This is a genomic window from Phocaeicola coprophilus DSM 18228 = JCM 13818 (assembly GCF_000157915.1).
GTDB lineage: Bacteria > Bacteroidota > Bacteroidia > Bacteroidales > Bacteroidaceae > Phocaeicola > Phocaeicola coprophilus.
The window spans coordinates 83,078-96,876 of the sequence record NZ_EQ973643.1 but is presented as its reverse complement, the minus strand read 5'-3'; the positions used below and the strand labels follow the sequence as shown (position 1 = coordinate 96,876).

The window sequence follows — 13,799 nt, the reverse complement described above, 5'->3', positions numbered from 1 at the left end:
TTTTTTGTATAAAAATGAAAAATCTTCTTCTAAAAACTGTTATTATAGTTAATAGATATTAATGAACCGACCTTTTTTGAGCAAAAGGTGGGTCTTCTTGTTTAAAGAATGTGATTTTTTCAGAGAGGTAAAAAGAAAATATGAATAAGAGAGAGATGTGAATGAAATACTCTGGAGGAGTATTTACAGGTTGGGTTTAGTTCCAAAGAATGTTTGTGTAAGTGTATTGTTTAGTTAAAAATGAAGAAACCGATATTTATGTCGAAAATCCATGTTTTTGTATTTTTATTGATTCTTGTTCTTTCTGGCTGTAAAGAAGAAACTGCAATGTCTTCCATGACAGGCTACGGGGGAGTGAAACTTCAGTTGCGTTCAATGAATTATGAAGGTTTGTCCGAAGATGTGGAAAATGCTTCTCGTGCCGGAGGTGGTTATGATACTCTTTTTGTTTCTGTTTGTGATGAAAGTGGTCTGGTGCTTTCTTCGGTAAAATGGAATTACGACTGCAATACTTCATCACTCCGTCTGGAAGGTCTTCATGAAGGAAGCTATCGTCTGTCGGTAATGGGAGTTCGTGGTGATATTTCCCGTGATGGTGTACGGGTGAATTCTTTGTCACGGGCAGATGAAGAATGGTTTTCTTTCCCTGCAAAAGTAGCTCCGCTGGAAGCTGAATATTATTATTCATCAACCCCGCTGGAAGTAACGGTCAGTGGAGGACAGGAACAAGTGACTACAAGTGAAGAAATCGTTCAGTATCCGATTTGTAGCAGATTGTCTTTCGGATTTGCTTTTGCTTCGACTGATGTGGAACGGATGGCAGTGGCCCGTAAGGTTCAGTTGCAAGGATTAAGTCTGGCATCGTCTTTGTCTGCTTCCGGAGAATGGAGTGGATATGGAGAAGCTTCGGATCTGGAACTGTCACTTGATAGTGTAGCGGCTTTTCGACTTCCTCCTTTGAATCCGGCTGTTCATGCTGAAGGTACGGTGGATGTGGAAACCCGTCATTTTTTAGGAGTACGTACCTGTCTGGAATATCCTTTTGTCCTTGAGTCATTGAAAGCCGGAGTAAGTGTGCCGGTAATGACAAAGGTGGTGCATCCGGATGACCGTCAGGCTGCAGTTTATATTGCTTCAGCGGATTTCAGTGAAGTACATACTTCCCGGATTCTGGCAGACGATGAGCCTTGGCAGGTATATACAGATCGTTCCCAAAGAAGTTTTAATACTTCAAATCCTTTGCAGACACAGATTACTTCGGAAGGAAAACTGCATATGCGTTTCTATTCACCCCGTGGTTTGGGAAAGGTAACGGTGCGTGCTCTTTTCCCCGGAAAGGAGGAAGCTGTTGATGTAGCATATCTTGATACTGTTCCTCCTTTTGTAGATCTGGAGCGTGAATTGCCGTTGGCTGAACGTTCTGCTCTGTGCCGTACAGCCAGTGGCAGATTGGTTGAGTGGGAACGTATGAATCCGGAAGAAATGGCACAGGCTCAGATCAGCCTGCACAGTGATGATCCTTATTGGGAAAAGCTGGGAGCCATTCGTCACGGCTGGACCATTTATTGGGGACTTTATGGCGGTGATCCTACCCGTCCGGATGGAGGACCTGTAGGAAACTGGATGGGAATTCGACCTGTCCATTGCAGGGAGTCAATTGCATTGTTCCTCAATTTTACTTATATGATTGATACGCCGGAACATGAACAGATTTTGCGTGAAAATGAAGATATCCTTTATGGAAACGGAGGACCTACAGACCGGGTAACGGCTGACAAAGTACTTGCACAGATGCGTCAGAGCCGTACACTCTGTGTAGGACTGGTATATTCAGGAAATGGAGTGCTCGGTTTGGGAGGAGGATCTACTTTCGGTGCATACCAGCAGGCATGGCTGCAGCATTATTGGAATACTTATTCCTGCGAAATTATGTTTCATGAACTGGGCCATGTGATGGGATATTCACATAGCAGTTCGTTCACTTACGGACCATGGGCGCAGCAATTGATGAATAATTTTTATGTGACTCATCTGAAAGATTTTCCGATAGACTCACCTCGATATCTGGAAAGTAGCTCAAATGCGACCCTCTATCGTTAAAGTGATGTCTGTATGGATCTGATATGGATGGTGTATTATATGAATAAGAATGTAAGGTATATGAGAAGACTGGTTGAAGAGATAAAACTGATAATAATAGCAATGGTTACTCTGCTTGGAGTAAGTTGTACAGATGAGGCAGGAGATATGAATGCTGTGCCGGATGGTACAGTACGGCTGGCACTGATTACACGTACTCCTGACGGAAGTTCGGATGCAGGAGAAAACATACAACTGAAGGAACTGACAGCTTATCGGTTTGAAGATGGAACTCTGCGTGAAGTACTGAATCTTTCGTTGCCGGATGGTGAGGGTATGACTTCTTTGTCTCCAAGACAGATGCGAGGAATGCTTTACCTGTTGGCCAATGGGGAAGAGACACTTGCCGGACGGAATCCCGTAGAAGATGTAACTACACTGGAGGAGTTCCTGAGTCTGCCTTTGGGAGAGAAAGGGCTGACCTCCGAAGCTTTTGTGATGGGAGGACAGGTGGATCTGAAAGATGCCGGACATGGGGAAACCTTGAACATGGAACTTCGACGCAGTGTGGCGAGAGTGGATCTCATGATGCCTGTTGAGGGTGTGGAAGTGATGAGTGTGACGATGCGGGGAATACCGGCAGACGGTTTGCTTTTCCCTTCAGACGGAGTACCTGTGGGAACTCCTGGTGAAACAATGACATGGACACGTCAGCTGACGGATGAGCCATTACCTGAAGGAGGTGGTGTACTTCGCTATCTTCCTGTAGCTCCCTTGGAGGCTCCTGTAGAGATCGAAGCACTTTTGCTGGTCAATGGTAACCGTCATTGGGTACGGACACAAGTCCCGGCTCTGAAAAGTAATACGGTGTATACCTTACGGGTACTTGGTATGGGAGCTCAGGCTTTTCTTGATGTCGTAGCCAGTGACTGGATTGAAACGGATCCGGTAACTCCGGAAGTATCCCAGAAAGTATACGTTGATGCAAGTGGCTCGGTTTTGCCTGAAGGAGCACGCCTTAGTCTGCATGCAGATACGGTGTTTGTACCCTTCCAAAATAATGTCATACGTCTAGCCATTGCCGGAACATCCGGATTGCAAGCTTCGATAGATGGTTATGTAGATGGAGTCCGGGTTGAACTGGATACTGAAGCAGATCAACGTCAAAAAGGAATGGAGCGCATCGCGATGGCTGAAATTGAATCGGTGAAATGTATGCCGGGGGAGAAACGCGGATTTATTCACCTGAATTTCTCGGCAGATGAGGTACAGGAAGGACGCATTGTCGTGGCTTTTGATCGTAATCCTTTGCAGGTGACAGAGGGGCGTGTATCATTCGGTGCTGATGGAATATGTGACCTGGGTACTTATGCAGATGGTACACTGGCTCATCTGGAGCTGGATGGTGATTATGAACTTCGTTTACGTTTACCTGAAGGAGAAGATCCTTGGGCAAAGTTATTCCCGGGTGAAACCGATAGTGAATTTGTTCTGGAAGGAGGATGGAAGCCCAATGATCCATTGGCTGACGGTCGTGCACAACAGGTAGAACTGGTCATTTATGGCTCGGATGGTTCAGAACTGGATTCGTATGTAGTGAAACGGCGTAACTGGGGATTGCCTGTCGTCTGTGTAAATGGTACATGGTGGTGCAAGTATAATCTGCGTGGAAATGTTCGGAGTTTTGAGGATCAGGTAACAATTGCTGATGATCCGGTTTCGGCAGACCAGCTAGGAGAATATCTGTTGACTTGTAGCAATGAACGTTTCCTGGAGTTATTGGGCGATCAGTATCAAGGTGGAAATTTGCAGGGATTGAAATTGCAGTCAGGTGATAATGGATTCTGGTATGAAGGATTCTCTGTCTCTGCTCAGGATTTTGGTGCAATGGATGCAAGTGCGATGGCACCTGCAGGCTATGAAATCCCGGATTATGATGATTTCCGTTTCTTTGCCTGGGGTAATGACTGTGCGTTGGGATATGGTTCTGATGCATTTGATAATGGCTTGGGACAGCGTTTGTCGTATACGATCACTGAACGGATATTAACTGTAAACGGAAAAGAATATGGACCGGTAAATGTTTATGACTTTTATCATGAAGCGGATGGTTCCCATTGGGTGATGGCTTCTTTGGGGCATCAGTGGGATGCTTCAGAAGGATCTGTATCTCGTATGGTAGCCTTGTTTGCAACCAGTGGACGAAAAGGCATGACATGGGGTATTGAAGGTTATCCGGCTAATTCTTCAGGAGGAAGAAGGTCCTGGATTAAATATGCTGCAAATAATTCGTCCAAGACTCGTACGATTCGTTGCATTAAGACTCCAGTGCGGTATATGTATGAATAAAAAGCATGATAGACTTAGATAAGTATGATTGCTTATAAATAATGATAAACAAAAAGGGTTATAAGATTTTTATATTGTAGAAAATAAGCAGATTTAGTTGTAAGGTTAAATTAAGTAAGAGAAATGGAATTGAAGGGATTTGTTTTTAAGAAAGGTTTAATGATTGGTTCTGTGGCTTTATTGTCACAAATGTTTATGGCTTGCTCCAGCGATTCAAATGGACCTCAGTCGCCTGGTGAAGAGATAGCTTCCCGGGTTGTAACAGCTCGTTGGGTTGCATTTGATGGAGGGGGACAAGCGGTAGAAAGTGATTCGGAGATCTTTGACATGCAGGCATGTCTGTTTGAAGATGGAGTTCTGACAAAGGTCTATAGGGGCTTGTCTGTATCAGGCGATGAGTGTACGTTACAAGTAGACCGGACTGAAGGTAACTTGTATATGTTGGCAAATACGTCTGCATTGGTAGACTGGGATCATTTGCAGGATTCTGGAATGACCGAGGAAGAGTGGCTGAAGACTGTCGTAGCATTGCCTGATTCAAAGTCTGCCGGATATGCTGTCGGATCAGTAGCTTTAGAGACCTATGCAGATAATGGCGGAGCACTTCCATTAAATCTGAAACGAGGAATGACTCGTCTGGACTTGAAATTTAATGTGGCAGGTACAGCATCTTTAAGTAGTTTAACACTGTCAGGTATTGCCCGTTCTGCATATCTTTTCCCGCAATCAGAGGGAGTAAAGACTCCAGAAGGTGCCTTGCGTGCAGATACAACTTTGGTATTCGATGAGCCTTTGAGCCAGGATGCTTCCGGTGTCCTTTATTTAGGTGAGCAGGAAAATCAGGGAATACAGGTAGAAGTTGTTGTCAGTTTCGATGGTGAATCTCCCCGTCGTTTGCGTAAATTGATAGAAGGAGACTTGAAACGTAATACGATTTATACTGTTACTATCCGTAAAGATGACATTGATATCGTAACCCGTCCTGTTCTGGATGAATGGGAGCAGGGATCTGATACGGAACTTGTTCCGCTATAAATAGTATATATCGATTGACTTTGGGGGAGAATTGACCGGTAAAATGACTTTTCTCCCTTGAATAAGGTAAAATTATTGTATGATTCTCAGATAATATGTATAGATACTTTTCTGTTAAAATAGGACTTTTATTGATACTTTTGGGGATGGTTTCCTGTGCTGAACATTTAGAAGACATGTCACAGGGTGATACTTCCTTACTGAAGGTGCGTGGCGTTTTTTCTGATTTTGCTTCAGCTGGATCAGCTGCCGGTGCGGGAGAAGGTGTTTCAGAGATGAAAGCCTGTTTGTTTCAAAACGGTTTGTTGACGAAGGTTTACAAAGATTTGAAGACAACGGACAATCTGGAATATTCTCTTGGGGTAAATCGTTTGTCGGGGACTCTATATATGCTGGCTGATACAGAACAGTTAATTGACTGGAATAATCTGCAGCCACAGTCGGTAACAGAAGAAGAGTGGCTGCAGATGACAGCTTCCTCAGAAAACGGACAGCCACATCCTTTCTGGACGGGAAAAGTTTCACTCGATTCTTTGACATCGGGAAAACAGACTCTTTCGGTGAACATGAAACGCGGCGTTGCCCGTTTTGACCTATTGGTTCGGGGAACTGCAATTTCAGTGCATCGCCTGACTCTGAAGAATGTCAGACAACAGGGATATCTTTTTGAGCAGAATGCAGTTTCTTCTCCGGAAGATGTTACTTCGGACGACCGGGTTTGTGAGTTTGCCGCTCCTCTTCAAAAAGACTCCGTGGGAGTTGCTTATGTCTATGAACAGAAGAATCCCGAACTGATGGTAAGTGTAGATGTTTCCATTGCGGGACGTTCCTATACATTGGAAGAATATCTGATGGAAGACGTGAAGCGCAACACGGTTTATACGCTGACTGTCAGAAAGGAACTGCTGACAGAAGAACTTCGTCTGGAAATTGAGGAATGGAACAAAGAAGGGATATCGCGCTGACACCTGATCTGAATAGTGCTATTCATTTTGATGTAGAATCACTGGTTTTGCCTGAGGGTGTATCTGTAAATGGTGGACGGGATGTAATGACACTTCCGGCTTCAGCCCTGGATTTTGAGTTGCAGATTGATTGTGACAACGAACTGGAATGGATAAATGACCCTTCATTGCCTTTTGTCGTAGAACCTGTAGAAACTACCTGGCAGGATGCCAACCGTTTCCGTCTGCGTAAGCCCTTGCTGCCTCCGGGATATCCCGAAGAAGAAGCGCTTGTCCGCTTCCGTCGGAAAGGACTTCAGGGTGTATACGATGAGGATAGCCTGAAAATCGTGTTACTTGCCAATCCGATTCAGCTGGAAGGTGAACTTGTATTTGGAAAGGATGATTATTTGTGTGACTTTGCCCGGTATGTAGATAACGAACTGGGGCGTATGACACTTCCTGAGGGTTATGAATTGCTTGCACGTTTTCAGAATGAAGATGCCTGGATAAAGGTTGAACAAGTATCGGCCCGTTCGAATACTTATCGTGTTGTCGGCGGATGGCGTCCCAATGACCCGAAAGCTGACGGCCGGGAACAGATGGCTACACTGGTTGTACGCCGTATTTCTGACGGTAACGAAACGGAATCCTATCAGATTAAGCGCAGAAACTATGGCTTGCCTGTTACAAAAATGAATGGGGTGTGGTGGTGCAAATACAATGCAATCGGAAACTCCCGCAGCTTTGATGATCAGATCTTGGTTCCTCAAGATCCTGCAGCGAAAGCCGGAAAGACCGTTCTGGAATATCTGAACACATGTACTCCCGATGAATATATGCGTTTATGGAACCGGTCGGCCTACATTGGAGATACAGGTATCGGTATGGAGGCTGTGGCAGAAGGCGGGACGGTGAAACTGAGTGGCTGGAAGAATCCCTCGGTAAATATGGGCCAGCTCGACGCTAAAGCTCTGGCTCCTGATGGGTATGAAATGCCTGCCATTGAATATTATGACCGTATCTTTAATGGAGGATGGGGAATGCGCTTTGACCGGACGGATGGTTATTATACGGTACAGTCGCCCTGGGAAGGACGCGCTCATGTATATACCCTTTCGGGAAGCCGTACAGATTTGTTTGTTGGGGACGTACAACTTCCGGAACTGTTCCATGCAGAGGTGTATAATAAAACAAATGGAGTAAAGGATGAATGTGTTACTTTCTATGGTCCTGGCGCACAATGGGGATCAGGAGGTGTGAACCATAACAAGATTGTGATAGCCTGTTATTCACCTGAAAATAACGGCTGGTTCCATGCTCCCGGATTGAGACGTCAGTCTATTGGAAAGGAAAACAGCCGCATTATACGTTTTATTAAATCTCCGGTGGAATACATATACTAAATATAGATAACACTGAATTCTCTGGCGTATAGCAGGTCTTGCCGTCGGATGTTCAGTAGATAATCCTTCTGCCTTTGTCCAACTTGAAACAAGCTGGACGGGGCAGGAGGATTGTTTTTCAACGACACTGCCTGTTCAGAAACGGGAAGACAGCAGATAGCCTTTGCCGTCAGTCCGTATTGTATGGATTGGCTGGAGTGAGAACTCTGTAATGAAGGACAGCACTTGCGGGATTTCTCAAAGCAGGGAAGCGGAGAATCCTGTGGAGATTATGTAAGGATATAAAGGAACGGCACGAAACCCTATTGGCAAGTCTTCCGGGTAATCGGGAAGATCTTAAGGGTTTCGTGCCGCTATAAATGGTTATTCGTGTGAATCGGATTGATTAGAGTTTTCCGTTCAGGATATCCATGGTGTCAGTTGCAATCATCAGCTCTTCGTCGGTAGGAATAACAACGACTTTTACTTTAGAATCGTCAGTTGAAATGATAGCTTCTTTGCTACGAACCTTGTTGCGTTCCGGATCAAGTTTAACACCTAAGAATCCCAGTGTTTCGCAAGCTCCCCAACGGGCTGTAGCCTGGTTTTCACCAACACCTCCGGTGAAGAGGATTACGTCTACTCCGCCCATAGCTGCTGCGTAGGCTCCGATATATTTGGTGATGCGGTAGAAATACATCGCTTCAGTACGTTTAGCCAGTTCTTCACCGCGTGCAGATGCATCTTCCAGTTCGCGCATGTCGCTGGAGCGTTTGAAGATACCGAGTACACCACTCTTCTTGTTGAGGATGTCAGACATCTGGTCGGGAGTCAGACCTTCTTTTTTCATCAGGTACAGAATCGCTCCACCGTCGATATCACCACAACGGGTACCCATCATCAGACCTTCCAGCGGAGTCAATCCCATGGTTGTATCGATACATTTTCCGTCTTTTACGGCTGCGATAGATCCACCGTTACCGATGTGGCAGGTAATGATGCGTGAACCTTCTACAGGAATTCCCAGGAATTCGCAGACACGTTTGGAAACGTAGCGGTGAGAAGTTCCGTGGAAACCATAGCGGCGGATACCATATTTCTCGTAGTATTCGTACGGAATCGGGTAAAGATATGCATGTTCCGGCATTGTCTGGTGGAAAGCTGTATCAAATACGGCTACCTGAGGAACATTAGGCAGAAGCTGCTGTACGGCATAGATACCCTTCAGGTTGGCAGGATTGTGAAGCGGGCCGAGGTCACAACATTCTTCAACGGCACGGATTACATCATCGTTGATAAGTACAGATCCGCTGAATTTAGTTCCTCCGTGAAGTACGCGGTGTCCTACTGCATTGATTTCATCGAGTGATTTTACTGCTCCGTATTCCGGATGAGTAAGGGTTTCGAAAATGAACTGTACGCCGGCAGTGTGTTCCTTAATCTCACGCTCCAGGATTTTCTTTTCTCCGTTGGGCAAAGTAATCTTAAGGAATGAACCGGGCAAGTTGATTTTCTCCAGGCCTCCCTGTGCGAGTACCTGACGTGATTCCATTTCAAACAATTTATATTTGATGGACGAGCTTCCGCAGTTGAGTACTAATATTTTCATACGTAAGTGTATTCTGATAAATAAGAATTTTATTTGTTTTCTTGTTCCTTAGCTGCAATAGCCTGGTTAGCTGTGATGGCGATCATCTTGTAAACATCGTCTACGCTGCATCCTCTGGACAGGTCGTTTACAGGACGTGCGATACCCTGCAGGATCGGACCGATGGCAGTTGCGTGTCCCAGACGTTCAACGAGTTTGTAAGAGATGTTACCAACTTCCAGACAAGGAACGACCAATACGTTGGCGCGTCCGGCAATTTCTGATCCGGGAGCCTTACTTTGACCTACGCGCGGAACGAGTGCAGCATCAGCCTGCATTTCGCCGTCGATCTTCATTTCAGGATCAAGTTCACGAGCCAGTTTCAGTGCTTCTACCACTTTGTCTACGACTTCATGCTTGGCAGATCCCTTGGTTGAGAAGCTAAGCATAGCGACACGGGGATCGATACCGGCAACAGCTTTTGCTGTGCGGGCTGTACATACAGCGATCTGTGCCAATTGTCCGGCATCAGGTACAGGAGTTACGGCTACGTCACCCATGACGATTACACCGTTGTCTCCGCATTCAGGAGCGTGAGTAAGCATCAGCATGGCTCCGGAAACGCAGGTGATTCCCGGTTCAGTCTTGATGATTTGCAGTGCAGGACGCAACACATCTCCGGTAGTATTGCGGGCACCTGCCAACTGTCCGTCAGCATCACCAGCCTTGATGATCAAACAACCCAGATAAAGAGGGTTGCGTACCAGTTTACGTGCTTCTTCAATTGTCATGCCTTTTTTCTGGCGGAGCTGGCAAAGCAACTGAGCATATTCCTCTTGCTTGGGGTGGTTCTCCGGATCGATGATGGTTGCGCGGGAAATGTTTCCAAGTCCCCATTCGCGGGCCAGATCCATGATTTCTGAAGGGTTACCCAAAAGGATAAGGTCTGCCACACCGTCTGTCAACACCTGGTTGGCAGCTTTCAAAGTACGTTCCTCCGTTCCTTCCGGAAGGACAATGCGCTGTTTGTTTGACTTAGCGCGCTCAACGATTTGAGAAATTAAATCCATGTTGATTTCTTGTTAGGTTGTTTTCTTTCTGCAAAAGTAGGGAATTTTGTAATATGTAGTTTGCAAAACTTCTTTTTTTTCTAATTAAACTATGTAAAAAGTATCTGTTTTAGAATCTCTAACTCAAAAATCCCTCATTTTGCATCCGTGTTGTTCGTGAATGTGTAATTTTGCACCGATTTTCAATAAATAAAATAATAGGTATGATACGTCAATGTTCCATCCTTTTCGGATGTCTGGCATTGGGTGAATTGATTGTTTTTCTGACAGAGATAAAACTTCCGTCCAGCATCATCGGGATGCTGCTGCTCACCCTTTTTCTGAAATTGGGTTGGATTAAGCTGGAATGGGTACAAGGCTTGTCCAATTTCCTGGTTGCTAACTTAGGCTTTTTCTTTGTACCGCCTGGTGTGGCACTGATGCTGTATTTTGATATTATCGCAGCAGAGTTCTGGCCGATTGTCATCGCCACACTCATCAGTACGATTCTGGTATTAGTTACTACAGGTTGGGTTCATCAATTAGTTCGCAAGTATGGAGTTTTTCGAAAATAAGTTTTTTCTGCTGGCCATTACGTTTGGCTTCTTTTTCTTTTCCAAGCTGTTGCAGAAAAAGACAGGATGGGTAGTCTTGAATCCGATCCTTCTGGCAATAGCTTTGCTGATTTGTTTCCTGAAGTTTACAGGAGTTTCGTATGAAACCTATAACGAAGCCGGTTCGCTGGTGGAGTTCTGGCTGAAGCCGGCTGTCGTGGCTTTGGGAGTACCTTTGTATCTGCAATTGCGAATGATTAAAAAACAATTGATGCCGATACTTGTTTCTCAATTAGTAGGATGCATTGTCGGTCTGGTGTCTGTGACCATCATTGCCAAGCTGATGGGGGCTTCTCCGGCCGTAATCATGTCACTGGCTCCTAAGTCGGTAACTACTCCGATTGCGATGGAAGTATCAAAAGCTGCAGGCGGTATTCCTTCTCTGACGGCTGCCGTTGTGGTTGTTGTCGGACTGTTTGGAGCGATCTGCGGTTTCAAGATTCTGCAGGTAGGACACGTCGGAAGTCCGATTGCACAAGGCCTTTCCATGGGAACTGCCAGCCATGCGGTGGGAACATCACGGGCCATGGAAGTGAGTGGAAAGTATGGAGCTTATGCCAGTCTGGGACTGACGTTGAACGGTATTCTGACCGCTTTGCTGACTCCGACCATTCTGCATTTACTGGGATTATATTAAATAAGGTATATATATGATTACGTTTAGACCGATTGAGCTGGAAGATAAGGCGCGGGTGCAAAGGTATACTTTGGACAGTGCGCGGAGAAACTGTGACCTGTCGTTTGTCAATTTGTATAGCTGGCGCTTTTTGTATCTCACTCAACTGGCCGAGAAAGACGGCTTTCTGCTGGTACGTTTTTATGTGGACAACGAGCTGGCTTACCTGATGCCGGTGGGTCAGGGAGACATGAAGGCCATTGTGGAAGACCTGATGGCCGATGCCGACCGTCAGGGGGCTCCGTTCCGGCTGCTCGGAGTCTGTGCAGATATGTACGACGAACTGGAACAGGCTTTCCCGGGACGCTTCACGTTTGTTTCCGACCGGGATTATTCCGATTACATCTACCTCCGCTCTGACCTGGCTACCTTGCGCGGCAAGAAATTCCAGGCTAAACGTAATCATATCAACCGTTTCCGCAGTCTGTATCCGGATTACGAGTATCAGCCGCTTACCCCGGAACTGATTCCGGAATGTCTGCGGCTGGAGAGTCAGTGGTGCAAGGCCAATGACTGTGCCGAGAATGAAGCCTTGCAGAATGAACGCCGGTCTATGAATGCCGCGTTGAAGTCTATGGACGAACTGGATGTGACAGGTGGTATTCTGCGTGTAGGCGGGAAGATTGTAGCCTTTACGTTCGGGGCTCCTGTCAACCATGAAACTTTTGATACCTGTGTGGAAAAGGCCGATACGGAAATCGAGGGAGCTTATGCCATGATCAATTATGAGTTTGCCAACCATATTCCGGAGCAGTATGTCTATATCAACCGGGAAGAAGATCTGGGCCTTGAAGGACTCCGTAAGGCGAAACTTTCTTATCAGCCGCACACGCTTCTGGAGAAGTTCATTGTCGGACTGAAGGATGAACCGGCAGGAACCGCCTGCTCCTCTCACGAAGGTTAAAACGGAAGGAGACGAAACGTATGATCGGGCAGGAGGAAATGAAAGCACAGGTCAGGGACTTGTGGAGGTTGTGTTTTTCGGCAGACTCGGAGGAATTCGTGGATTTGTATTTCCGTATGCGCTATACGGAGCAGATCAATTCGGCGGTTGTTGAAGACGGAAAGGTGATAGCTGCTTTGCAGCGGATTCCCTATCCGATGACCTTCGCCGGTGATGTTGTACCGACAGCCTATATTTCCGGAGCCTGTACGCATCCGGATTTCCGGGGAAAGGGAGTGATGCGAAGTTTGCTGGCTGAGGCACATCGGCAGATGTATCGTGAAGGTGTCGTTCTCAGTACCCTGATTCCTGCGGAAGAAAGCCTGCGGCTGTATTATGACCGCTCCGGCTATGCACTCTGTTTTCAACAGGATGAAAAGTTATTAACAGGTAAATGTCTGTTTGTTGATAAGTATTCTTCTTTCTTGAGATTCAGTGAAATAGATTCAGATAAGTTCCTTTCTGATGAGGTGTGGAACTTCTTTTATGAACAGCAGAGGAAGCGTCCCTGTGCATTATTGCATACACGTGAAGACATGCAGGCGGTTCTGGCCGACTGGATCATGAGCGGCGGACAGGTGTGGGCTGCCTTTTCGGTAGAAACTCCGGTGGGAGTAGCTTTCTGCCTGGGGACGGGTGAAGATTTGCAAGTCCGTGAACTGCTGGCTTCGGATCCGCAGACAGAAAATCAGCTGGAAGTCTTTTTGCTGAGGCATTATGGGGCAGACCGCCTTTTGCGGAGATTTCCTTCCGGAGGAAATGGGGAATTCCGGGGGATGGCTCGCGTCATTCATGTCCAGTCTTTACTTGCCTTATGGTCACGCCTGCATCCGCAGCCGCTGAATATCCGGGTGACCGGCGACGATACTTTCCCGGAAAACAATGGAGATTTCAGGGTAGAAGAAGGTTCCTGTTGCCGGATTCAGGCTGTTACCCCGAATGTTGACAGGGTATATGACATCCGTCAATTGCCGGCATTCCTGTTTGCCGGACTGCATCCGTTTATGAATCTGATGATGGATTGATCCACAGGTTTTTAGCTCTATTTCTTTCTTTTATTAAGGACCTTCCGGGAGGTGTTCTGCCAGCCCGGATCATCTTTTTTCTCCGTCTTCCGGCATCGTGCGGTCGTCGGGG

At 46.3% G+C, this 13,799-nt stretch carries 11 protein-coding genes; 9 read left to right on the top strand and 2 right to left on the bottom strand.

Annotated features, from left to right (window positions below):
* Nucleotides 1–327: 327 nt before the first annotated feature.
* From BACCOPRO_RS08355 to BACCOPRO_RS08335, 5 genes are all read left to right on the top strand, one after another.
* The gene (locus tag BACCOPRO_RS08355) at nucleotides 328–2,100 is read left to right on the top strand and encodes a hypothetical protein (RefSeq protein ID WP_155819150.1); all 1,773 of its coding nucleotides are present in this window, start codon (nucleotides 328–330) and stop codon (nucleotides 2,098–2,100) included.
* Between the two features lie 60 nt (nucleotides 2,101–2,160).
* Complete coding sequence (locus BACCOPRO_RS08350) at nucleotides 2,161–4,428, top strand: hypothetical protein (protein WP_155819147.1); 2,268 nt, start codon at nucleotides 2,161–2,163, stop codon at nucleotides 4,426–4,428.
* 123 nt (nucleotides 4,429–4,551) lie between these two features.
* Nucleotides 4,552–5,463 (top strand): hypothetical protein, encoded by a 912-nt coding sequence (locus tag BACCOPRO_RS08345; RefSeq protein ID WP_008142735.1) that lies wholly within the window; start codon nucleotides 4,552–4,554, stop codon nucleotides 5,461–5,463.
* Between the two features lie 176 nt (nucleotides 5,464–5,639).
* Nucleotides 5,640–6,428: a FimB/Mfa2 family fimbrial subunit gene (locus tag BACCOPRO_RS08340; RefSeq protein WP_169306514.1), complete on the top strand. Its 789-nt coding sequence runs from the start codon at nucleotides 5,640–5,642 to the stop codon at nucleotides 6,426–6,428.
* The gene (locus tag BACCOPRO_RS08335; RefSeq protein WP_008142731.1) at nucleotides 6,401–7,813 is read left to right on the top strand and encodes a hypothetical protein; all 1,413 of its coding nucleotides are present in this window, start codon (nucleotides 6,401–6,403) and stop codon (nucleotides 7,811–7,813) included. Before BACCOPRO_RS08340 ends, BACCOPRO_RS08335 begins: the two co-directional genes overlap by 28 nt.
* Before the next feature lie 385 nt (nucleotides 7,814–8,198).
* Here BACCOPRO_RS08335 and BACCOPRO_RS08330 read toward each other — a convergent pair whose 3' ends face one another.
* Together BACCOPRO_RS08330 and pta are read right to left on the bottom strand one after the other, a co-directional pair.
* Nucleotides 8,199–9,401 (bottom strand): acetate kinase, encoded by a 1,203-nt coding sequence (locus BACCOPRO_RS08330; protein ID WP_008142728.1) that lies wholly within the window; start codon nucleotides 9,399–9,401, stop codon nucleotides 8,199–8,201.
* Between the two features lie 29 nt (nucleotides 9,402–9,430).
* Nucleotides 9,431–10,450: a phosphate acetyltransferase gene (gene pta / locus BACCOPRO_RS08325; protein ID WP_008142726.1), complete on the bottom strand. Its 1,020-nt coding sequence runs from the start codon at nucleotides 10,448–10,450 to the stop codon at nucleotides 9,431–9,433.
* Between the two features lie 203 nt (nucleotides 10,451–10,653).
* On the opposite strand from pta, the gene BACCOPRO_RS08320 reads away from it, so the two are divergent.
* Genes BACCOPRO_RS08320 through BACCOPRO_RS08305 form a run of 4 tightly spaced genes read left to right on the top strand, consistent with a single transcriptional unit; the run spans nucleotide 10,654 to nucleotide 13,687 of the window.
* Nucleotides 10,654–11,004 (top strand): CidA/LrgA family protein, encoded by a 351-nt coding sequence (locus BACCOPRO_RS08320; protein WP_008142725.1) that lies wholly within the window; start codon nucleotides 10,654–10,656, stop codon nucleotides 11,002–11,004.
* Nucleotides 10,985–11,680 (top strand): LrgB family protein, encoded by a 696-nt coding sequence (locus tag BACCOPRO_RS08315; protein ID WP_008142723.1) that lies wholly within the window; start codon nucleotides 10,985–10,987, stop codon nucleotides 11,678–11,680. The genes BACCOPRO_RS08320 and BACCOPRO_RS08315 overlap by 20 nt, the downstream gene beginning before the upstream one ends.
* Before the next feature lie 13 nt (nucleotides 11,681–11,693).
* The gene (locus BACCOPRO_RS08310; RefSeq protein ID WP_008142721.1) at nucleotides 11,694–12,623 is read left to right on the top strand and encodes a DUF2156 domain-containing protein; all 930 of its coding nucleotides are present in this window, start codon (nucleotides 11,694–11,696) and stop codon (nucleotides 12,621–12,623) included.
* 20 nt (nucleotides 12,624–12,643) lie between these two features.
* Nucleotides 12,644–13,687: a GNAT family N-acetyltransferase gene (locus BACCOPRO_RS08305; RefSeq protein WP_008142719.1), complete on the top strand. Its 1,044-nt coding sequence runs from the start codon at nucleotides 12,644–12,646 to the stop codon at nucleotides 13,685–13,687.
* Nucleotides 13,688–13,799: the final 112 nt, after the last annotated feature.

Coding starts and splice junctions, on each gene's coding strand:
- BACCOPRO_RS08355 (WP_155819150.1), top strand. CDS start 328: ATGTCTTCCATGACAGGCTACGGGGGAGTGAAACTTCAGTTGCGTTCA.
- BACCOPRO_RS08350 (WP_155819147.1), top strand. CDS start 2,161: ATGAGAAGACTGGTTGAAGAGATAAAACTGATAATAATAGCAATGGTT.
- BACCOPRO_RS08345 (WP_008142735.1), top strand. CDS start 4,552: ATGGAATTGAAGGGATTTGTTTTTAAGAAAGGTTTAATGATTGGTTCT.
- BACCOPRO_RS08340 (WP_169306514.1), top strand. CDS start 5,640: ATGTCACAGGGTGATACTTCCTTACTGAAGGTGCGTGGCGTTTTTTCT.
- BACCOPRO_RS08335 (WP_008142731.1), top strand. CDS start 6,401: ATGGAACAAAGAAGGGATATCGCGCTGACACCTGATCTGAATAGTGCT.
- BACCOPRO_RS08330 (WP_008142728.1), bottom strand. CDS start 9,401: ATGAAAATATTAGTACTCAACTGCGGAAGCTCGTCCATCAAATATAAA.
- pta (WP_008142726.1), bottom strand. CDS start 10,450: ATGGATTTAATTTCTCAAATCGTTGAGCGCGCTAAGTCAAACAAACAG.
- BACCOPRO_RS08320 (WP_008142725.1), top strand. CDS start 10,654: ATGATACGTCAATGTTCCATCCTTTTCGGATGTCTGGCATTGGGTGAA.
- BACCOPRO_RS08315 (WP_008142723.1), top strand. CDS start 10,985: ATGGAGTTTTTCGAAAATAAGTTTTTTCTGCTGGCCATTACGTTTGGC.
- BACCOPRO_RS08310 (WP_008142721.1), top strand. CDS start 11,694: ATGATTACGTTTAGACCGATTGAGCTGGAAGATAAGGCGCGGGTGCAA.
- BACCOPRO_RS08305 (WP_008142719.1), top strand. CDS start 12,644: ATGATCGGGCAGGAGGAAATGAAAGCACAGGTCAGGGACTTGTGGAGG.